At 70.4% G+C, this 19920-nt stretch carries 23 protein-coding genes and 1 tRNA gene; 15 read left to right on the top strand and 9 right to left on the bottom strand.

The window, feature by feature from the left end; all coding sequences use genetic code 11:
• The first annotated feature begins 71 nt into the window (after positions 1-71).
• The 5 genes from ACQKM2_RS21905 (at position 72) to ACQKM2_RS21925 (ending at position 3955) form a co-directional block, all read left to right on the top strand.
• On the top strand, positions 72-530 hold the full coding sequence (locus tag ACQKM2_RS21905) for a peroxiredoxin (RefSeq protein WP_427712029.1): 459 nt from the start codon (positions 72-74) through the stop codon (positions 528-530).
• 127 nt (positions 531-657) lie between these two features.
• Positions 658-1233: a TerD family protein gene (locus ACQKM2_RS21910; protein ID WP_385769365.1), complete on the top strand. Its 576-nt coding sequence runs from the start codon at positions 658-660 to the stop codon at positions 1231-1233.
• Positions 1234-1362: 129 nt separating this feature from the next.
• Entirely contained in the window at positions 1363-1938 is a 576-nt protein-coding gene (locus tag ACQKM2_RS21915; RefSeq protein WP_362461002.1) for a TerD family protein, read from the top strand.
• A 25-nt stretch (positions 1939-1963) separates the two neighbouring features.
• Positions 1964-3097, top strand: coding sequence for a DUF475 domain-containing protein (locus ACQKM2_RS21920; RefSeq protein ID WP_427712032.1), 1134 nt, complete (start codon positions 1964-1966; stop codon positions 3095-3097).
• A gap of 117 nt (positions 3098-3214) precedes the next feature.
• Positions 3215-3955, top strand: a complete 741-nt coding sequence (locus ACQKM2_RS21925) for a TerD family protein (RefSeq protein WP_427712034.1) — start codon at positions 3215-3217, stop codon at positions 3953-3955.
• Positions 3956-3976: 21 nt separating this feature from the next.
• On the opposite strand, the gene ACQKM2_RS21930 is transcribed toward ACQKM2_RS21925, so the two are convergent.
• Entirely contained in the window at positions 3977-4756 is a 780-nt protein-coding gene (locus ACQKM2_RS21930) for a TerD family protein (protein ID WP_427712036.1), read from the bottom strand.
• 194 nt (positions 4757-4950) lie between these two features.
• On the opposite strand from ACQKM2_RS21930, the gene ACQKM2_RS21935 reads away from it, so the two are divergent.
• From ACQKM2_RS21935 to ACQKM2_RS21950, 4 genes are read left to right on the top strand one after another with little or no spacing between them, the layout of a single operon-like run.
• Positions 4951-6126 carry an HpcH/HpaI aldolase/citrate lyase family protein gene (locus ACQKM2_RS21935; RefSeq protein WP_427712038.1) on the top strand — a complete coding sequence of 392 codons (1176 nt, stop codon included), beginning with the start codon at positions 4951-4953 and terminating at the stop codon, positions 6124-6126.
• Between the two features lie 11 nt (positions 6127-6137).
• Complete coding sequence (locus ACQKM2_RS21940) at positions 6138-8666, top strand: phosphoribosyltransferase (protein ID WP_427712040.1); 2529 nt, start codon at positions 6138-6140, stop codon at positions 8664-8666.
• Complete coding sequence (locus tag ACQKM2_RS21945; RefSeq protein WP_427712042.1) at positions 8663-9496, top strand: HAD family hydrolase; 834 nt, start codon at positions 8663-8665, stop codon at positions 9494-9496. Before ACQKM2_RS21940 ends, ACQKM2_RS21945 begins: the two co-directional genes overlap by 4 nt.
• 37 nt (positions 9497-9533) lie before the next feature.
• Positions 9534-10193 (top strand): O-methyltransferase, encoded by a 660-nt coding sequence (locus tag ACQKM2_RS21950; RefSeq protein WP_427712043.1) that lies wholly within the window; start codon positions 9534-9536, stop codon positions 10191-10193.
• 18 nt (positions 10194-10211) lie between these two features.
• Here ACQKM2_RS21950 and ACQKM2_RS21955 read toward each other — a convergent pair whose 3' ends face one another.
• The 3 genes from ACQKM2_RS21955 to ACQKM2_RS21965 form a co-directional block, all read right to left on the bottom strand.
• Positions 10212-10424, bottom strand: a complete 213-nt coding sequence (locus ACQKM2_RS21955) for an FmdB family zinc ribbon protein (protein ID WP_125595438.1) — start codon at positions 10422-10424, stop codon at positions 10212-10214.
• A gap of 9 nt (positions 10425-10433) precedes the next feature.
• A complete protein-coding gene (locus ACQKM2_RS21960; protein WP_427712103.1) occupies positions 10434-10970 on the bottom strand; it encodes a DUF4383 domain-containing protein in 537 nt (178 codons plus the stop codon).
• 255 nt (positions 10971-11225) lie between these two features.
• Positions 11226-12470, bottom strand: a complete 1245-nt coding sequence (locus ACQKM2_RS21965; RefSeq protein ID WP_427712046.1) for a hypothetical protein — start codon at positions 12468-12470, stop codon at positions 11226-11228.
• Positions 12471-12576: 106 nt separating this feature from the next.
• Between ACQKM2_RS21965 and ACQKM2_RS21970 the strand changes: the two genes are divergently transcribed.
• Positions 12577-12648: transfer RNA gene (locus ACQKM2_RS21970), tRNA-Val, on the top strand.
• Between the two features lie 235 nt (positions 12649-12883).
• On the opposite strand, the gene ACQKM2_RS21975 is transcribed toward ACQKM2_RS21970, so the two are convergent.
• Both ACQKM2_RS21975 and ACQKM2_RS21980 read right to left on the bottom strand, forming a co-directional pair.
• The gene (locus ACQKM2_RS21975; protein WP_427712048.1) at positions 12884-13096 is read right to left on the bottom strand and encodes a hypothetical protein; all 213 of its coding nucleotides are present in this window, start codon (positions 13094-13096) and stop codon (positions 12884-12886) included.
• Complete coding sequence (locus ACQKM2_RS21980) at positions 13089-13391, bottom strand: hypothetical protein (protein ID WP_427712050.1); 303 nt, start codon at positions 13389-13391, stop codon at positions 13089-13091. The genes ACQKM2_RS21975 and ACQKM2_RS21980 overlap by 8 nt, the downstream gene beginning before the upstream one ends.
• Positions 13392-13576: 185 nt before the next feature.
• Here ACQKM2_RS21980 and ACQKM2_RS21985 point away from each other — a divergent pair, with 185 nt between their 5' ends.
• The 3 genes from ACQKM2_RS21985 (at position 13577) to ACQKM2_RS21995 (ending at position 16692) form a co-directional block, all read left to right on the top strand.
• Positions 13577-14368: a GntR family transcriptional regulator gene (locus tag ACQKM2_RS21985; RefSeq protein ID WP_427712051.1), complete on the top strand. Its 792-nt coding sequence runs from the start codon at positions 13577-13579 to the stop codon at positions 14366-14368.
• Positions 14365-15024 carry a YdcF family protein gene (locus ACQKM2_RS21990; RefSeq protein ID WP_427712053.1) on the top strand — a complete coding sequence of 220 codons (660 nt, stop codon included), beginning with the start codon at positions 14365-14367 and terminating at the stop codon, positions 15022-15024. The genes ACQKM2_RS21985 and ACQKM2_RS21990 overlap by 4 nt, the downstream gene beginning before the upstream one ends.
• A gap of 420 nt (positions 15025-15444) precedes the next feature.
• A complete protein-coding gene (locus tag ACQKM2_RS21995; RefSeq protein WP_427712055.1) occupies positions 15445-16692 on the top strand; it encodes a DUF4231 domain-containing protein in 1248 nt (415 codons plus the stop codon).
• A 744-nt stretch (positions 16693-17436) separates the two neighbouring features.
• Here ACQKM2_RS21995 and ACQKM2_RS22000 read toward each other — a convergent pair.
• Together ACQKM2_RS22000 and ACQKM2_RS22005 are read right to left on the bottom strand one after the other, a co-directional pair.
• On the bottom strand, positions 17437-17790 hold the full coding sequence (locus tag ACQKM2_RS22000; protein ID WP_427712057.1) for a hypothetical protein: 354 nt from the start codon (positions 17788-17790) through the stop codon (positions 17437-17439).
• A 425-nt stretch (positions 17791-18215) separates the two neighbouring features.
• Positions 18216-18290: a 50S ribosomal protein bL37 gene (locus ACQKM2_RS22005; protein ID WP_099895366.1), complete on the bottom strand. Its 75-nt coding sequence runs from the start codon at positions 18288-18290 to the stop codon at positions 18216-18218.
• Between the two features lie 90 nt (positions 18291-18380).
• Between ACQKM2_RS22005 and ACQKM2_RS22010 the strand changes: the two genes are divergently transcribed.
• Both ACQKM2_RS22010 and ACQKM2_RS22015 read left to right on the top strand, forming a co-directional pair.
• Positions 18381-19022, top strand: coding sequence for a TRADD-N-associated membrane domain-containing protein (locus ACQKM2_RS22010; RefSeq protein ID WP_427712059.1), 642 nt, complete (start codon positions 18381-18383; stop codon positions 19020-19022).
• Between the two features lie 7 nt (positions 19023-19029).
• Entirely contained in the window at positions 19030-19260 is a 231-nt protein-coding gene (locus tag ACQKM2_RS22015; protein ID WP_427712060.1) for a DUF2277 domain-containing protein, read from the top strand.
• Between the two features lie 10 nt (positions 19261-19270).
• On the opposite strand, the gene ACQKM2_RS22020 is transcribed toward ACQKM2_RS22015, so the two are convergent.
• Entirely contained in the window at positions 19271-19765 is a 495-nt protein-coding gene (locus tag ACQKM2_RS22020) for a hypothetical protein (protein ID WP_427712062.1), read from the bottom strand.
• Between the last annotated feature and the right edge of the window lie 155 nt (positions 19766-19920).

The raw sequence follows: 19920 nt of genomic DNA on the forward strand, positions 1-19920 counted from the left end.
GGGCGGGCCGTAGGCTGGGTCTCACCCGAACGGCCCCGTGCGGGGACGCAGGAAACGAAGGGATGCGAGAGATGGCGATCGAGGTCGGACACAAGGCCCCGGACTTCGAGCTGAAGGACAATCACGGCGCCACCGTGAGGCTCTCCGACTTCCGCGGCGAGAAGGCCGTGGTGCTGCTCTTCTACCCCTTCGCCTTCACCGGCGTCTGCACGGGCGAGCTGTGCGAGCTGCGCGACCAGCTGCCCCGCTTCCAGAACGACGACGTGCAGCTGCTGGCCGTCTCCAACGACTCGGTGCCGACCCTGCGCGTCTTCGCGGACCAGGAGGGCCTGGAGTACCCGCTGCTGTCCGACTTCTGGCCGCACGGCGAGACCTCCCGCGCCTACGGCGTCTTCGACGAGGACAAGGGCTGCGCCGTCCGCGGCACCTTCGTCATCGACAAGGACGGCATCGTGCGCTGGACCGTCGTCAACGGGCTGCCCGACGCGCGTGACCTGAACGAGTACATCAAGGCCCTCGACAGCCTCTGAGCCGGAGCCGTCCGCGGCTTCCGCACGAAAACCGCCTGTGGGCGGGAACCCGTCACTAGGATCGAACCGTTGATCCGGTAGCAACGCACGACGGGGCCCCGCCCCAACGAATACCAATGGAGGACCCGTGGGAGTCAGCCTCAGCAAGGGCGGCAACGTCTCGCTGACCAAGGCCGCGCCTAACCTGACGGCGGTCATCGTCGGTCTGGGCTGGGACGCTCGCACCACCACCGGTGTCGACTTCGACCTCGACGCCAGCGCGATCCTGACCAACGACCAGGGCAAGGTGGCCAACGACTCGAACTTCGTGTTCTTCAACAACCTGAAGAGCCCGGACGGGTCGGTCGAGCACACCGGTGACAACACCACCGGTGAGGGCGAGGGCGACGACGAGGCCATCAAGGTCAACCTCGCCGGCGTCCCGGGCGACGTCGCCAAGATCGTCTTCCCCGTCTCGATCTACGAGGCCGAGAGCCGCCAGCAGAGCTTCGGCCAGGTCCGCAACGCCTACATCCGCGTCGTGAACCAGGCCGACAACACCGAGCTCGCCCGCTACGACCTCTCCGAGGACGCCTCGACCGAGACCGCCATGGTCTTCGGCGAGCTGTACCGCAACGGCGCCGAGTGGAAGTTCCGCGCCATCGGCCAGGGCTACGCCTCGGGTCTGCGCGGCATCGCGCAGGACTTCGGCGTCAACGTCTGAGCCGAAACCCCAGAGCAGTTCGTCCGTCCGGCGCCGTGCACCCCTGTGTACGGCGCCGGACCGGCTTTGCCACCATGAGCAGCGGGTGGCTCGGCCACCACCATCACGTCGTCCGGGGAGGACCACATCATGGGCGTCACACTCGCCAAGGGGGGCAACGTCTCCCTGTCCAAGGCCGCACCGAACCTCACCCGGGTTCTGATCGGTCTCGGATGGGACGCGCGCTCGACCACGGGGGCGGACTTCGACCTCGACGCCAGCGCACTGCTGTGCAACAGCGGCCGGGTGCTGGGGGACGAGTACTTCGTCTTCTACAACAACCTCAAGAGCCCCGAGGGCTCCGTCGAACACACCGGGGACAACCTCACCGGCGAGGGTGAAGGCGACGACGAGTCGATCATCATCGACCTCACGAAGGTCCCCGCCCAGGTCGACAAGATCGTCTTCCCGGTCTCGATCCACGAGGCGGACTCCCGCCGGCAGAGCTTCGGCCAGGTGAGCAACGCCTTCATTCGCGTGGTGAACATGGCCGACGACCAGGAACTCGCCCGCTACGACCTGACCGAGGACGCCTCCAGCGAGACCGCGATGATCTTCGGCGAGGTCTACCGGTACGGGGGTGAATGGAAGTTCCGTGCGGTAGGGCAGGGGTACGCGTCGGGGCTGCGGGGCATCGCTCTAGACTTCGGGGTCAACGTTTCGTAAAGCCGTACAAGACGATGGGGTGCCAGTGGTTCTCAAAACCTTCGGCTGGTCGTTCGCAGTCACTGCGCTCGGTCTGGTCGCAGCGGTGTTCTACGGGGGATGGACCGGTTTTGGGATCGTCGCGATCCTGTCGATCCTCGAAATCTCGCTGTCCTTCGACAACGCGGTGGTCAACGCCGGAATCCTGAAGAAGATGAATGCCTTCTGGCAGAAGATCTTCCTCACGGTCGGCGTGCTCATCGCGGTGTTCGGCATGCGCCTGGTCTTCCCCGTCGTCATCGTGGCGATCAGCGCCAAGATCGGGCCCATCGAGGCCGTCGACCTGGCGATGACCGACAAGGACATGTACAAGCAGCTGGTGACGGACGCCCACCCGTCCATCGCCGCCTTCGGCGGCATGTTCCTGCTGATGATCTTCCTCGACTTCATCTTCGAGGACCGCGACATCAAGTGGCTCGCCTGGCTGGAGCGCCCGCTCGCCAAGCTCGGCAAGATCGACATGCTGTCCGCGTGCATCGCGCTGATCGTCCTGGTCATCGCCTCGATGACCGTCGGCGCCAACGCCCACCAGCACGGCGGCCTCCACGTGGACAAGGCGCAGACCGTCCTGATCTCCGGCGTCCTCGGCCTGATCACCTACATGATCGTCGGCGGTCTCTCCGGCTACTTCGAGAACAAGCTCGAAGAGGAGGAAGAGGCCGAGCACGAGGCGGAGGAAGCGGCCAAGAAGAGCGGCAAGCCCGTCTCGGCCGTCGCCATGGCCGGCAAGGCCGCGTTCTTCATGTTCCTCTACCTGGAGGTCCTCGACGCCTCCTTCTCCTTCGACGGCGTCATCGGCGCCTTCGCCATCACCAACGACATCGTGCTGATGGCCCTCGGCCTCGGCATCGGCGCCATGTACGTCCGGTCGCTCACGGTCTACCTGGTCCGCCAGGGCACCCTCGACGACTACGTCTACCTGGAACACGGCGCGCACTACGCGATCGGCGCCCTCGCCGTGATCCTGCTCGTCACCATCCAGTACGAGATCCACGAGGTCATCACCGGCCTCGTCGGCGTCCTGCTCATCGCCTGGTCCTTCTGGTCCTCCGTGCGCCGCAACAAGCGGCTGGAGGCCGAGGGCGGCCCCAGCCCCGCGGAGGTCGGTGCCGGGGTGTGACCCGGCGCTGATTGCGGAACGCTTCCAGTAACGACGGGGCGGCCGCGCGGATCCACTGGACCGCGCGGCCGCCCCGCCGCATTCTCCGCTGCACGGACCGACCTGGGGGGTTGGAACATGGGGTTCTTCGACGGGATCAGGGGCGCTCGCGCCATGGGCTTCGACTCGGGCAACGCCTCGTCGAACGCCATCGAGCTCACCAGGCGGCAGCCGACGGTGTCGCTCACCAAACAGCAGGCCGTCCACGGCAACATGCGCGTGAACCTCTCCTGGCGGATGCGCACCTCCGACTTCGGCGGCCGCTCCGGCCAGAGCGGGCAGCTCTTCCGGCACCCGTTCAAACTCTTCAAACCCGACATGGTGCAGGCCCACACCCAGGGCATGGTCAACGTGGACCTGGACATGGGCTGCCTCTACGAGCTGACCGACGGCACCCGCGGCGCCGTCCAGCCCCTGGGCAACCTGCTCGGCGACCTCAACGACCCGCCGTACGTGAAGCTCAGCGGCGACGACCGGTTCGGTTCGGCCTCGGGGGAGACCCTCTACATCAACCTCGACCACGCCGACGAGATCAAACGGCTGCTGGTCTTCGTCTACATCTACGACCAGACCCCGGCCTTCGACCGGACCCACGCCCTGGTCACCCTCTACCCGACCGCCGGGCCCCGGATCGAGATCCCGCTGGACGAGCGGCACCCGCAGGCCCGCTCCTGCGCGGTGCTGTCCATGGAGAAGGTCAGGGGCGAGCTGATCGTGCGCCGCGAGGTGAAGTTCGTGTACGGGTTCCAGGCCGAGCTGGACCGGCTGTACGGCTGGGGGCTCCAGTGGGGCCGGGGCTACAAGAGCACCAAGGCCTGAGCCCCCTTCCCGTCGGCGGCCTCAGCGGCGGATGAACTGCGGACCCTGCACCGGCAGCCGGAAGGACGGGTCCCCGCCCGGAGCCGGCACCGGCACCGGGGACACCGGCTGCGGGTACCCGTACGCGGGCTGGGCGGCCGGCGGGGCCTGGGTGACCGGGGTCTGCGCCGGCGGCCGCATCGCGGCGGTCCGGTCGTCCCCCGGGGCGGCGGGGGCGGCAGGGGCGGCCGGGGCCGGCTCCGCGGCCTCGGCGGCGTTCTCGTCGACGGAGATCCCGTGGTCGGTGGCCAGCCCCACCAGGCCGTCCGAGTAGCCCTCGCCCAGGGCGCGGAACTTCCACCCCTCGCCCCGGCGGTACAGCTCCCCGCAGATCAGCGCCGTCTCGGCGCCGGTCTCCGGGCGGACGTCGAAGTGGGCCAGCGGCTCGGGAGCGCCGCCCGGCGTGGCGTCGTACAGCTGGATCCGCAGGTCGCGGACCTGCTCGAACGGCACGTCCTCGGCGGAGGCCACCACCAGGACCCGGTCCACGACCGGCGGCACGGCCCGCAGGTCCGCCTGGACCGCGTCGGTGACCGCGTCGCCGACCTGCTTCTTGCCCAGCCGCCACACGGACCCCGAGGGGTGCCGGGGCTGGTTGTAGAAGACGAAGTCCTCGTCCGAGCGCACGCGCCCGTCCGCCCCCACGAGCAGCGCGGAGGCGTCCACGTCCGGCACCTCCGGTCCGGTGGTCCAGCGCAGCACCGCCCGGACCGCCGTGGCGGTCACCGGGATGTTGGAGCCCTTCTGCATCGCGTGCGTCATGCCCGTCATCCTGCCCTCCCGGGGCCGACCGGGACAATGCGGCCCCCCGTAGGGCCTTGTCCCGAAGGCGAGAGCTGGGCATGGTGCAAGAGGGTTACCTGAACTTCATGTGCTTGAGGAACTCTTGACTCACGTTCGTACGTACTATTACCGGCCACGCCAGTTGGGCCGCCGAGGCAGTACGGGGGAAGCACATGCGTCACTTCGGGCACATATCGCCCACCGTCCGCAAGGACCTCTTCCACCAGGAGCCGGCGGAGTTCGACCTGGCCTCCCCGGCCCGCACCCTCGCGGCCGCGCTCGGAGCCACCCTCTACAGCCCCGCCGTCCGCCCCCGGCTGGCCGAGGACATCCGCAAGCAGGCCGGGCGGGGCGTCGTCTCCATGGTCCTCTGCCTGGAGGATTCCATCAGCGACGCCGAGGTCGTGGACGGCGAGGAGAACCTCGTCCGGCAGTTCGCGGCCCTCGACGCCGAGGACCCCGGCCCCCAGGGGCTCCCGCTCCTCTTCATCCGCGTGCGCACCCCCGAGCAGATACCGGACCTCGTCCGGCGGCTCGGACCCTCGGTCCGGAACCTGGCCGGATTCGTACTACCGAAGTTCACCGAAAGCCGCGGAACGGCCTTCCTGGACGCCGTCGCCCACGCCGAGGCCGCCGCCGGACTGCCCCGCCTGTATGCCATGCCCGTCCTGGAGACCCCCGACCTCCTCCACCTGGAGACCCGCGTCGAGGCACTCGCCGGGATCAAGCGCACCGTCAACCGCTACCGCGAGCGGGTCCTCGCCCTGCGCCTGGGCGTCACCGACTTCTGCTCCGTCTACGGACTGCGCCGCACCCCCGACATGACCGCCTACGACGTCCAGATCGTCGCCGGCGTCATCGCCGACGTGGTCAACGTCCTCAGCCGCGCCGACGGCACCGGCTTCACCGTCACCGGCCCCGTCTGGGAGTACTTCCGCAGCCAGCAGCGCCTCTTCAAGCCGCAGCTGCGCCGCAGCCCCTTCCTGGAGGAGGGCGTGGAGGAGCTGCGCACCGCGCTGATCGAACACGACCTGGACGGCCTGCTGCGCGAGATCGAACTCGACCGCGCCAACGGGCTGACCGGCAAGACCTGCATCCACCCGGCCCACGTCACGCCGGTGCACGCGCTGTCGGTGGTCTCCCACGAGGAGTTCAGCGACGCCCAGGACATCCTGCGCCCCGAGCGCGGCGGCGGCGGAGTGATGCGCTCCGCCTACACGAACAAGATGAACGAGGTGAAGCCCCACCGGGCCTGGGCCGAGCGCACCATGCTGCGCGCCGAGGTCTTCGGTGTGGCGAAGGAGGAGGTCGGCTTCGTCGACCTCCTGACGGCCGGGCTCCAGGTGTGAGCGGGCCGGCCATGACGAGGAAGGGCAAGACGATCGACACGGTGTGGTCGGGAACCTGGGTCGCCGAGCGGCTGGGCGTGGACCTGAGCGGAGCCGACGGCGATGCGTCGCCCTCGCCCGGGCTGAAGGAGCTGCTCGGGCTGGCCCTGCGGCGCAACCCGAAGCGGGCCCACCTGCTGGTCTCCCAGGTGCTGGGCAAGCACGTCCCGCAGTCGCCCGCGACCGTGTACGCGGCCGGGCACGGGCTCGGCGTCCGGGTCCGCGAGCTGCTCGGCGACCGGGCCGCCGACGCGGTCGTCCTCGGCTACGCGGAGACCGCCACCGGCCTCGGCCACTGCGTCGCCGACGGCCTGGGCTCGGCCCCCTACCTGCACTCCACGCGCCGCCCGGTGCCCGGGCTGCGACCCGCGGGCGGGTTCGAGGAGGCCCACTCGCACGCCACCTCGCACCTCCTGCTGCCCGAGGACCCCGCGCTGCTGGCGGGGGAGGGGCCGCTGGTCCTCGTCGACGACGAGTTCTCCACCGGAAACACCGTCCTGAACACCATCCGCGACCTGCACGCCCGCCACCCGCGCACGCACTACGTGGTCGTCGCCCTCGTGGACATGCGTTCCGCCGCCGACCGGGACCGGCTCACCGCCTTCGCCGCCGAGCTGGGCGCACGGGTGGACCTGATCGCCCTGGCGTCCGGGACGGTCTCCCTCCCGGACGGGGTCCTGGAGAAGGGGCGGGCCCTGGTCGAGGAGCACGACCCGACGACGGCCCCCACCGCGGGCGGCGCGGGCGGCGGCAGCGCGGACGGCGCGGCTCCGGTGGTCACCCGGGTGGCGCTCGGGTGGCCCGCCGGGCTGCCCGACGGCGGCCGCCACGGCTTCACCGCCGCCCACCGCGAGGAACTGGAGGCCGCCCTCCCCGCCATGGCCGCGCGTCTCGCCGACGCGATCGGCACGCGGCCCTGGGGGTCCCCCCGGACGGAGCCCGGGGGGAGGGTCCTCGTCCTCGGCAACGAGGAGCTGATGTACGCGCCGCTGCGCCTCGCGCGGGCCCTGGAGGAGTCCGGGACGGCCCGCGAGGTGCGGTTCTCCACCACCACCCGCTCGCCCGTCCTCGCCGTCGACGACCCCGGCTACGCCATCCGCACCCGGCTGGTCTTCCCCGCCCACGACGCTCCCGCCGACGGGCCCGGCGACCGCTACGCCTACAACGTCGCCGGCGCCGGCTTCGACACCGTCGTCGCCGTCGTCGACTCCGCCGGGGACACCCCCGAGCTGCACGCCGGACTGCTGGCCCGGCTCGCCCCGCACACCGGCCGGGTCGTCCTGGCCGTCGTTCCGTCCTACGTACCCGACCACCGGCAGGAGCCGACCGTGACCCAGCCGCCGCTGCCCGAACCGCTGCGGGGGCCGGCCTTCTCCTCGTACGCCCCCGAGGACGTCGGCTGGCTCCTCCAGGACCTCTCCCAGGTGCGGCTGGAGGCCCCGACCGAGGAGCGCGAGGAGGCCATCCAGGCGGGCGGCGCCCACTACGCCGAGTCCCTGCCCGTCGAGTACCAGCCCTCACCGCAGTACCAGGAGCTCTACCGCGACGCCCTGGAGGCCTCGGCCGCCCGGATCGCCCGCGCCGTCGGCACCGTCACCGAGACCGTGCTCGCCGAACGCTCCCCCTCGCCCGTACTGGTCTCCCTGGCCCGCGCCGGCACGCCCGTCGGCGTACTGATGCGCCGCTGGGCCCGCGCCCGGCACGGCCTGGACCTGCCGCACTACGCCGTCTCCATCGTCCGCGGCCGCGGCATCGACGCCAACGCCCTGCGCTGGCTCGCCGCCCACCACGACCCCGCCGACGTCGTCTTCGTCGACGGCTGGACCGGCAAGGGCGCCATCACCCGCGAGCTGCGCGAGGCCCTGGCCGCCCATCAGCGGGAAGAAGGGGGCCCGGGCTTCGACCCGGAGATCGTCGTCCTCGCCGACCCCGGCTCCTGCGTCAAGACCTACGGCACCCGCGAGGACTTCCTGATCCCCTCTGCCTGCCTCAACTCCACCGTTTCCGGACTCGTCTCGCGTACGGTGCTCAGGTCCGACCTGGTCGGCCCGCACGACTTCCACGGCGCGAAGTTCTACCGCGAGCTGGCCGGAGCCGACGTCTCCGCCGCCTTCGTCGACACCGTCGCCGCCCGCTTCGACGAGGTCGCCGACACCGTCGCCGCCGAGGTCAAGGAACTCCTCGCCGCCGACCGCACCCCGACCTGGGTGGGCTGGGCGGCGGTGGAACGGATCAGCGAGGAGTACGGCATCCACGACGTGAACCTCGTCAAGCCCGGCGTCGGCGAGACCACGCGCGTGCTGCTGCGCCGCGTGCCGTGGAAGATCCTGGCCCAGCGCGGGGCCGGCTCCGACCTGGACCACGTACGCCTGCTCGCCGAGCAGCGCGGAGTGCCGGTCGAGGAGGTCGACGACCTCCCGTACACCTGTGTAGGACTCATCCACCCCCGCTTCACGCGCGGCGCCACGGGCGCCGACGGAAAGGCAGTGGCCTCCCAGTGACCCGCCAAGAGACCGTCCTCGTAGCCAGTGACCTCGACCGGACCCTCATCTACTCCTCGGCCGCCCTCGGCCTGACCATGCCCGATCCCGAGGCCCCCCGGCTGCTGTGCGTCGAGGTGCACGAGGGCAAGCCGCTGTCCTACATGACGGAGACGGCCGCGGCGCTGCTCGCCGGACTGGCCGCAGACCCGTCGGCGGTCTTCGTCCCCACCACCACCCGCACCCGCAAGCAGTACCAGCGGATCCGCTTCCCCGGCCCCCCGGCCCCGTACGCCATCTGCGCCAACGGCGGCCAGCTGCTGGTGGACGGCGTCCCGGACCGGGACTGGCGGCGCGCGGTGGCCGGACGCCTCGCGGCGGAGTGCGCCCCACTGGAGGAGGTGCACCAGCACCTGCTCGCCGTGTCCGACCCCGTGTGGCTGCGCAAGGCGCGCCTCGCCGAGGACCTCTTCGCGTACCTCGTCGTCGAACGGGCGCTGGTGCCCGACGAATGGCTCAAGGCCCTGACCGAGTGGGCCGGGGCCCGGGGCTGGACGGTCTCCCTCCAGGGCCGCAAGATCTACGCCGTCCCGCGCCCGCTGACCAAGAGCGCCGCGATGCGCGAGGTCGCCCGCCGCACGGGAGCTGCCACCACCCTCGCCGCCGGCGACTCCCTGCTCGACGCCGACCTGCTGCTCGCCGCCGACCGGGCCTGGCGGCCGGGGCACGGGGAGCTGGCCGACGCGGGCTGGACCGCCCCCACGGTGACCGCCCTGAACGAGACGGGCGTCCTGGCGGGCGAGGAGATCGTCCGGGAGTTCGTCCGGGCGGTCGGCACGCCCGCCGCATGACCCCCGGGCCGCCGCGGGCGGTTGGCACACTGGCCGCATGACCAAGGGCAACAGCACCAAGATCACCGACGAGCTCTACCAGTACGTCCTGGCCCACAACCCCCCGCTGGACGAGATCCAGCGGGGGCTCGTGCGGACCACCTGGGAGAAGTTCCCCGAATCGGCCGGCATGCAGTCCGCGGAGGAACAGGGCCCCCTGCTGGCCTTCCTGGTCCGGCTGACCGGCGCCCGCCACATCGTGGAGATCGGCACCTTCACCGGCTTCTCGACCCTGTCCATGGCCCAGGCCCTCCCCGCCGACGGCCGCCTGATCGCCTGCGACGTCTCGCAGGAGTGGACCGCGTACGGCCGCGAGGCCTGGGCGGCGGCCGGCGTCGCGGACCGCATCGACCTGCGCATCGCCCCGGCGCTGGAAACCCTGCGCGCCATGCCGGCGGAGCCGCACATCGACATGGCGTACGTCGACGCGGACAAGGAGAACCAGATCCTCTACTGGGAGGAGCTGGTGCCGAGGCTGCGGCCGGGCGGGCTGATCGTCACCGACAACACCCTGTACCACGGCACCGTCCTCGACGAGTCGCCGCAGAGCCGGGGCGCGAGCGTCCGCGCGTTCAACGAGCACGCCAAGGCCGACACCCGCATGGACTCCGTCCTGCTGGCGATCTCGGACGGCCTGACCCTCTCGCGCAAGCGCTGAGCCGTCCGGCCCGCCCGCTCAGCCGCAGCCGCCCCCGCCGCAGCAGCCGCCCCCGCCGGCGGGCATGGCCGCGGGGGCACTGCTGGTCCCGCCGACGGCGACGGCGGAGAGCAGCTTGACGGTGTCGGCGTGCCCCGCGGGGCAGTCGGCGGGCGCGGACGACTCGGCCATCGGCCGGCTGACCTCAAAGGTGTCGTCGCAGGTCCGGCAGCGGTATTCGTAACGAGGCATGCGCACAGGCTACGCAGTCCCGCGGCCGGTCCGGAATCCCTCGCGGACCCGCGTCTCGCGCGCCGCCTGTTCGGGGTGGCGGGCGCGCCAGTACGGATTGTCGTGCGGCAGGGCGCTGCCCACCCGCCCGTACATCCCGAACCACATCAGCATCACCCCGACGACGAAGCTGAACAGCACGTTCTGGATGTGGAACGCCAGGAAGTTCAGGCCGGTGTCCAGCAGGGCGAGGTTGACGAACCCGCTCACGATGAAGGCGATGCCGAGCACGATGTTCAGGGTGGAGGCGAAGGTCCCGCCGATCACCATCCCGGCGAACAGCAGCGCGCCGATACAGATCGAAAGCACGCTCAGCGCCCCGTTCGTGTTCAGCGCGAGCACCGTGTCCCCACCGGTGTCAAAGAAGCCGATCCGGTCGATCAGGCCCAGGATCCCGAAGGCCACCAGCAGCAGCCCGGTCAGGCCCGCGCCGACCCGGTACACCTTGCTGAGCTTGTGGTCGGCGGGCAGGTGCTCGTCCAGCCGGGCGTTGACCGGGTGCAGCATCCGCTCCAGCAGGCGCGGCCCCTGCCGCTCCGGGGGCGGCCCGTACGGCTGGTGCGGCACGTAGGGCGCGTAGTGCTCGTGCGGCTCGGTGCACCCGTACGCCGCGTGCGCCACGTACGGCTCGTGGGGTAGCGGGGGAGCTGCTGCCGCCCGGTGCGTGCGGGGCCGGTGGAAAGTGTGGGCGGCCATGGCGCCCTCCTCCTCAGACCGCTGTTCCGTGGTCCTCTCCAGCATCCGCCGCCGCCCGCGGCCTGGCTACCCCACCCCGCGCTCGCCGCGGATCTCCGACACCACCCGGCCCACCGACGCCCGCACCTGCTCCAGCTCCTGGAGGAAGTGCCAGTAGTCCGGGTGCCGCCCCTCCAGCCCGGCGAGCGCCCGCTCCATCCGCGCCACCGCCTCGTCCAGCGGCCGCGCGTGCCGCGGATCGGGCACGCTCCGGCCGGCCATCGCCAGCCGCTGCGCGTCCCGGATCGCGAAGCGGGTCCGCTCCACCTCGGCCTTCGGGTCCCGCGCCACCGCCTCCAGCCGCGTGAGCCGGTCCTGCGCGGCCGACACCGCCTCGTCGGTGGCGTCCAGCGCGGCGCGCACCGCCTCGACCAGTGCCGTCACGTCGGCCCAGCGCTGCTCCTCGCGCGCCCGGGCGGCCTCCGCCAGCCGGTCCTCGGCCTGCGCGACGTCCCGCACCGCCTGGTCGGGGACGTGCTGGAGGTCCTGCCAGCAGGCCGCGCTGAACCGGCGCCGCAGCTCGCTGAGCACCGGATCCACCCGGTCCGCCCGGTTGCGCAGCGCCTGCGCCCGGGTCCGCAGGCTCACCAGCCGCCGGTCGATCTCCGCGGCCCGCTCCGGCAGCCGCGCCGCCTCGGCCCGCACGGCCTCCGCGTCCCGCAGGATCCGGTCGGCGCGCTGCACCGTCTCCTGCACCCCGTGCAGGGCCGCGCCCTGGTTCAGCTTCGTCAGCTCCGGCCCCAGCGCCGCCAGCCGCGCCGCGAGGTCGTCGGCCCGCATCCCCCCGGCCCGCGCCGCGTCCAGCGCGTCACTCGCCGCCAGCAGCGCGGCCCGCGCCCGCTCCCGCGCCGGCGCGACCCGCGCCAGCTGCGTCTCCGCCTTGTCCAGCAGCGGCTGCAGCCCCTGCGCGAACCGCTCCAGCTCCCCCTTGACCCGCACCAGCTCGTCCCGCGCCCGCGTCAGCTGCTGCCGCGCCTGCGCCGCGACGGAGCCCTCCAGGTCGACCCGGTCCAGGTCGTGCGCGTCGACGGCCTCGATGTAGGCGTGGCTGACCTCGTCGATCCGCCGCCCGAGCGCCGCGAACCCCTCGGCGGCCTGCCGCGCCGCGGGAGACCCGTCGGCGGCGGCGATGGTCTCCATGGAGATCCGCAGATCCCGCTGCGCGGTGTCCAGCTCGTAGAACGCGGCCGCGGCGGCATCCTTCGCCGCCTGCGCATCCGCCCGCCGACTCTCGTCCCGCCCGCCGAACCACCGCCGGGATGCCGTCGTCACAGTCCCACTCCCGTACCCCGTCCGCCCGTGCCCCGGTCCATTCTCCCCCAAGGGAACGGGATTGCGTGGGGGGTCCGCCCTGCATGTAGGCTGTCCACTCGTCCACGGGTGTGTAGCTCAGGGGTAGAGCGCTGCTCTTACAAAGCAGATGTCGGCGGTTCGAAACCGTCCACGCCCACAGGTAGGAAGTAGCAGGTCATAACCTGCGTCGGCCCCTCAGCCGTGATCGGCTGAGGGGCCTTTGCCGTTCCGGGACGCCACATCGACGCCACATCCCCTCTCGGCAACGCCGTTTCCTCGACACCGCACCGGTTGATCGCGTCAATCCGGATCACCGAGGTGTGAGAACGGTTCGAGCGAGTGGGCGGCTGTGGTCGGGGCAGTAGCCCCTGGGGCCGCTGTAGGCGTAGCCGTCATTGGCTGGCCTCGACGACGTTGTCGACGGCGGTCGTGAACTCCCGTCCGGACGCGCCCCGGACGTACGCCAGGTCCATCCAGCGTTCGGTACCCGTGCTTGAGACGTTCTCCGTGATGACGGCCATCAGCTCGCCCTCGACGCCGGACGCGATGTCACGGACCCGCTTCCGGAGGAGAGGGTGAGGCTGGTACTCGTACTGCTCACTCACCGGGGGCCTCCATCGCGGAGCCGAGGAAGCGCTCCCAGCCGACCCGGGCCCGGTCGAGCAGCTCCGGGCTAAGCCCGGCCTCGGCGACCACGCGCTCCTGGGAGACGTCCGGGAAGTCGACGCCGAGCACATCGTCGGCGATACGGCCGTGACAGGCGCCGAGCTTGCGCCAGCCACGATTCGCTCGCGCCATCAGTGCCGGCGAGGGCTGTCCGTACGATCCGCTGACGATGACTTCGGGCTGACCCTCCATCTGCCGGGCCGGAGGGGTCGGCCGAGGGAGTGGCTTGGTCATGGTGCTGCTCCTCTCCAGGTTCAGCGGGCACGGCGGCTGGGCTTCCCCCATGGGTAGAGCTCGGCCTGCATGCAGGGAAGCTGTCCTAGGACTGCGGTGCCGCTAAAGACGCCCTGCCCTGCCAGTCCTAGGACTGTCAATGTCCTAGGACTGTGCGAAACTGGCCGCGTCGAGAGGAGCGCCTGGTGGCACCGAAGTGGCGCGAGCTGGCCGACAGGCTGGCTGAGCAGATCAGGAACGGCGACTACACCGCAGGGCAGCTTCTGCCTCAGATCCGCGATCTCGTCGAGGCCGGTGAGGGCTCGAAGGCGACCGTCCACGCCGCATACAAGGCCCTTGAGGCCGAGGGCCTGGTGACGTCATCGCGCGGCGTGGGGACGATGGTCCGTGCTCAGACGCCCCTGAAGCGCATCGGGATCAGCCGCTACGACAAGGCGAAGTGGCGCGACGGCGACGAGGTCGCCTTCATTGCGGACCGGGTGGCCTCAGGCCGCGCGTATCAGCGCGGTGAACAGACGCAGTCCGTCAGTCTGGTCGAGGCGCCCCCTGCGGCGGCAGAGGCCCACGGACTCCCTGAGGGTGCGCAGGTGTACGCGCGCGCCCGCCTGGTCAAGGAGCGTGAGCAGCCCACGCACACGCTGACCAGCTACTACCGCCCCGAACACGTCGAGGGCACCCGAATTGTGGACCCCACGCCGGGGCCTGCCGGCCGTGGCGGCGGCTTCCGGGTTCTCTACGACGCCGGGTACGAGATCGACCACATGAAGGAACGGATCTTCGCCCGGGTCGCAACGGCCGACGAGACGAAGCTCCTTAAGCTGCCCGCGGGCGAGCCGGTGGTGGAACTGCACCGGACGACGTACACCGCAGACGGGACGGTCGTCGAGTTCGCGGTTGGGGTGCACGCCGCGTCGAGGTTCGCCTGGGAGTATGAGTTCAAGGTCCCGGACTCGGCCCAGGGCGGCGAACAGCAGTGATCTCTGAGCAGTCGTGGGCAGACGCGGAGCTCATCTGGGACTTCCACCAGATGCACCATGAGCCGCGCCCCTGTTCGGTAGCCGTAGGCCTCGGCAGCCACGACCTCGGCGTCGCCGACGCGACCGTCGACCTCTACCGCCGCAGAATGGCGCCCCTGATCGTCTTCACCGGCGCGACCAGCCGCACGACCCAGGAACGCATGCCCCGCGGCGAGGCAGTGCACTACCGCGAACGCGCCCTCGAACTCGGGGTCCCGCCGGCCGCCGTCCTCATCGAGCCGAAGGCGACGAACACCGGCGAGAACATCCGCTTCACCAGGACGCTCCTGGAGGAGAAGGGCGTCGAGGTCGAGTCGATCCTCCTGGTCAGCAAGCCATACGAGGAGCGCCGCGCATACGCCACAGCCCGGAAGCTGTGGCCCGATGTCGAAATCGTCAGTGCCTCGGCTCCTATGACGTTCCGCCACTACGTGGACTCGATCGGCGATCCCCACCTGGTCTTCGACATGCTCGTCGGCGCTCTACAGCGCCTTCAGATCTACCCTCAGCAGGGCTTCATGCTTGCAGTCCCCATACCTGACGAGGTCTTGGCTGCCTACAGGCGCTTGTGTGTCGATGGCTTCACCGCCCGCCTCGTCCACACTGCGGCGCCTTAGCGGAAAGGTTGGCCTACCCGATCAAGCACCCGGCTGCGCTCCGCTCCGCCGGGCGGGCTTCCCGGCTCCGCTCCGCGCGACGCTCCTGCCTTCGGCTGCGGGTCCGGTGTGGTTCGGGGTGGGGGCTGTCATCCCGCCCCCCTGCTACCACTCCATGTGGGACGACGGCCTAGTCAGAGGCCGTTCACCTGCGGTGGGTGCGGGATTTGAACCCACAGTGACTCGCGCCACGAGGGTTCTCGAGACCACCGGCGCCTCACCCTCCGCGTCGTCGCGTACGCCGATTCTGGGGTGGCCTCTTGGGGGAAGGTGCCGTCAACTCCAAGGCTGAGCAGGCGGATTAGCAGCCGGTGGAAGGCAGGTCGGCGGTATCGTGCCGTCGACTGCCCAATACCACCCTTGACCGGGAGCGACTCCGCGATGTCTGGCCTGACCGACCTGCCGCGCGAACATGAACCCGAGACCGCTCACAGGTACGAATCGTGGGTGGGTGATGTCTTGCGTCACCTCGCCCACGAAGACCAGCGGTTGTCCGAGGCGGATATACGCATCCGCCTCCCCGAGGACTTCGTATTGACCTGGGAGGGCGTAGACGCGATCCTCTCCGCCGCCTGGAAGACCGACAGGGAAGAACTCAAATGGGCCATTAATGTCCAAATAGCCAGACAAATTAGATACGCCAGTAACGGTGCATATGTCTTTCATCTCAGGTATGGGTCACCTGACCGATACAAGCGGTACGTACGACTCGAGGATCTTTTCGCAGCAGCCTCGAATGCCACCTGGGGTGACCTCGTTGAAGAGGTCATTGAATCTCTCAATGATCCAAAGCAAGAGTACGGATGGAGCCTAGAGCCCGCTCAGCAACACGAGTACGCGAATAGCGTCATCACCTACCGGCGGGGCGTCGCGACGGCGGAGCGCCGTATACGCAGGGCTCTTCTGTCGCGGTGGCTCCGGTTGGTGCCGCTTGTGATGATGCCGCTGGTTCTGGCAGTGGCCGGGTGGGGAAACCTGTGGCCGGAGGACGTGCCGGCGCTGCGCACGTTCAACATCGTGACCATCGCGGTCATGCTGGTCCTGGTGGTGGTGTTCCTGGTCGGCTTCTTCCTGCGGGTGAAGGACGACAAACACGGTGTCAGGTCGGTCTTCCAGCTCCGCAGAGATCTGGAGATTATCCATGACCGGTGGACTCTCAATGCCTCAAAGGCGCGCCCGACGACGGAGCGGCGGGACAGCTACCGGGAGCATGTACCGCGGGTTATAGATCGTTTGCGGCAGGATACGCGGCTCTATCGGCGTATTCACAACTGGTTTCAGTGGGGGGTGTTCTTCGCATCGGTGGGGACCACGGCGACTACGGCCTTCTGGGAGACCCCGCAGCCGGGTAAGGCGATCCTTATCATTTTGGGATCGTTTCTGGCGTTCGCTACCGCCGTGACGGGCTATTTCAAGTTCCGTGAGCGGGCGTACAACCTTCAGCAGACCGCGGATCAGGTGGAGCAGCATGCCACAGCCTTTGATCTGGGGATTGCGCCGTACGCAGATTCGGACGCGGCGGTAAACCTGGAGAGGTTCGCGGAGAACGTAGAGATGCTTCGGATGGAGCAGCGCAAGCGGGAACAACAGTTGGAACAGCCGCATCAGGGGCAGGCCGACGTCATCTGACCAGTACAGGAGGACCGGCGGTACGGTCAACCCCCGTGATGCAGACTTGGAGAGTAGGGGAAGCCACCGATACTGCCCCTTGGGCGTCTAGAAGTCACGAGCCGACCGCGCGGACCGTTCGTGGACGACTCCACGCTGGCGCAGCCCCACCAGACGTTCGACCTGCGAGAACTCCTGTGGGGCGCAGGGCCTCCGGAGTTCGTGTGCCTGTTGTGCTTCCGTCCGTGCTGTCTGCGCCTACCGGGCTGCTGCGGTCGACGGGACTATCGCTGGGGCCGATAGTCGACCGAACGAGGTAGGTGGTGGCAGGGTGACTCAGCCCAGGTGTGGGGCGCCTACGACCAAGAATCGTCCCTGTACGCGGCCTGCGATCATGAATAGCTCCCGATGCCAGGACCATCAAGGCAAGTGGTCGAAGTACGAGGCCGAGCGACGGAAGAAGAAGGAAGCCGAGGCCAAGTTGCGCGAGCTGCGGAAGAAGAAGTGAGCCAGCCGCCGGCTGGTCGCTGACATCCAAGGGTGACATCAACGTGCACGCATGCCGACAGCTTCTGGCTGGTCGTACAGACGCATTGCGGCCTGGGCTCGGCGGTCGCTGGTCACATCTTGGGCGAGCTTACAAAGTAGATGTCGGCGGTTCGAAACCGTCCACGCCCACCAGCACGAAGGCCCCCGACCGATCACGGTCGGGGGCCTTCTGCGTCCGCGGACGACGTCTGCGACCACCCGAGGATCTCCAGGCCCTCAGGACGGTGGTTCCACGATCGGGAAGGGGATGCCGGCACAGGCCACCAGCGCGCTGGCGTCTTCGGTGAAGAACAGTAGGAAGTACCACGCCCCATCGGTGAAGTCGATCGCCCCTCTGCGCACGGGCCGGTCATGTTCGCGGAGCAGTTGCAACGCTCTTTCCAGCCCAAGGGGTTCGACGCCGTGTAGTCGCATGCGCTGGAGCCGATGGCCAAAGACCCCCACGGGCCGCCCAGCGGGAACCGTGCCCTCCCACACGTCGTACGCGGCGCCGCTGCGGAGGGCGGCCAGGGCGGCCCTGGACGCCGCGTCGTCTCCCGCCAACAGCCGTTCCAACTCGTCCCGTTCCATAGCCACCCCCACCGGAAGCCTGCGGTACGGCGGTGCAGTACCGCAACCAGCGCAGCCACCCCGTCCGACATCAACGGGGGTGAGCGCCGGCGGTGCGCGCGGTTGCACGGGGCCTTCTGCGTCTGCGGACGATAGCGCCCCCGAAGGGAGCCGCTCGGTTACTGTGCGCGGCATGACGAGTGGTGGTCCGGCTTGTCCTGACTGTGGTCAGGGGATGGCGTTCGGCGGGTTCGTGCTCTGTGGGCGGGAGGATGACGGCAAGAGGACGTGCCGGGTGGTTTGGAAGTGCGCCCGTCGGCATGTGTGGTGGAAGTGGGCCGACCGGCCGGAGGAGCCGTGGGAGGTCTGCCCGGTGCCGGATCTGTGCGGCTGAGAGCCGAGGTGTGAGAGGGCCCCCTGCCGGGAGCGGCGGGGGGCCTTTCGGCTCAGGCGTTGGGGCGCTTGCCGTGGTTGGCCTTCTTCTTCTTGCGGGCGCGCTTCTTGTTTCCTCGCTTGGCCATGTGTGGCTCCCTGGGGCCGGAAGGATCTGGCGTTCGCCAGTCTAGGTTCCGGGGCGGTTTCCCGCGCGGTGGGGCGGGGAACTGGAAGGTGTGGCAGGCGCGGCGGAGTGGGTCTGGGTCGTGGGGCTCGGGGTGGCCGGCCTCGGGCTGCTGACGGCTGCGGTGATGAGCCGGGTCCGGTTCGAGCGGGAGCGGGACGCCGAGCGGCAGAGGCTGCTCGCGGGGCTGGGCGGCGGGCCGCGGGAGGCGGGTGAGCCGCGGCTGGTCGACGCCGGGGCGCACCGGGGGGCGCCGGCCGAGCTGGGGGACCGGCACGACGACTTCACCCCGATTCTGGTGGAGTACTACGCCTACGGGCTGACGCAGGCCCGCAGCAGCTTCGCGACCAGCCAGCTGTTCGCCGGGGTCGGCGCGGCCGTGCTGCTCTTCGGGGTCGGGCTCGCGGTGTGGAAGGCCGAGGGGGCCGGGGACGCGTACCTCGGGGTCGTCACCAGTTCCGTCGGTCTGGTCGTCACCCTCGTCGGGCAGCTGTTCCACCGGCGCGCCGACCTCGCCCTGCGGCACATGGCCGCCCAGACCGTCGCCCTGCGCGAGGACCGGCGGGCCGCGGAGAGCACCCAGCAGGCGATGGGGCTCCTGGAGGACGTCGCCGACCCGGAACTGCGCGGAAGGCTCCAGGCCGCGCTCATCGTGAAGCTTTCCGGGGCCGAGCTGCCGCCGTCCGCGCCATAGTGGAGGTATGTGCCGCTCCATTAAGACCCTGCGCCCGCCCGCCATCCCCGAGAAGGCCACCGAGGAGGAGATCCGCGCGGCCGCCCTCCAGTACGTACGCAAGGTGTCCGGCTTCCGTGCTCCGGCCGCGCACAACCAGGAGGTGTTCGACGCCGCCGTGGACGCCGTCGCGGAGGCGACCGCCGCGCTGCTCGACGGGGTGCAGGTCCGGGGCCGGACCACCGCCGCGGCGGTCTGACCGGCCGGTGTCAGCGGGCGTGGGCCCAGCGGCGGCGCAGCAGCCAGATGCCGGTGCCGAGCGCTCCGGCCGCGAGGGTGCCGCCCAGGGCGATCCGGCCCGGGCTCATGGAGTCGATGCTGCCGCCGAGGCCGCCGCGGGCGGCGCCGGGGCTGACGGTGAGGGTCACCGTGACGCGGCGGCCGCTGCTGCCGCAGTCGAAGGTGACGGGGTAGGAGCCCGAGGCGGCGTCGCGGTAGACGGTGGCGGAGCCGGAGAAGCCGTACGCGCGGCTCGCCGGGGAGAGGGAGACGTCGCCGAAGGCGCGGGAGGACGCCCGGGCGGACGAGCTGTCGCAGCCGTCGACGGTGAGGGTGACGCGGCTGCCGGGGGCGACGGTGCCCGGGGAGACGGTGGCGGAGGGGGCGGCGGAGGCGAGCGTGGCGGGCGTGACGGTCGCGGCGACGAGTGCCGCGGCCGCGATCCCGGTCAGGCGGCGCCGGTTGCGCGTGCGCGTGGGGGACATGGAGGGAACTCCTCGGCTCGGCGGGACGGCGCGGCCAGGGCTGGGGCGTCACGCGGTTCGGTCGCGCCGTTCTCCGGACGCTAGAAGCCCGGGAGTGGGGTGGCGATCGGTGCCGGGTGAACGGGTGACCGGCCTGCTCCCTCCGGGGGACGTGA

The sequence above is a fragment of the Streptomyces sp. NPDC004126 genome (assembly GCF_050275515.1).
Taxonomy (GTDB): domain Bacteria; phylum Actinomycetota; class Actinomycetes; order Streptomycetales; family Streptomycetaceae; genus Streptomyces.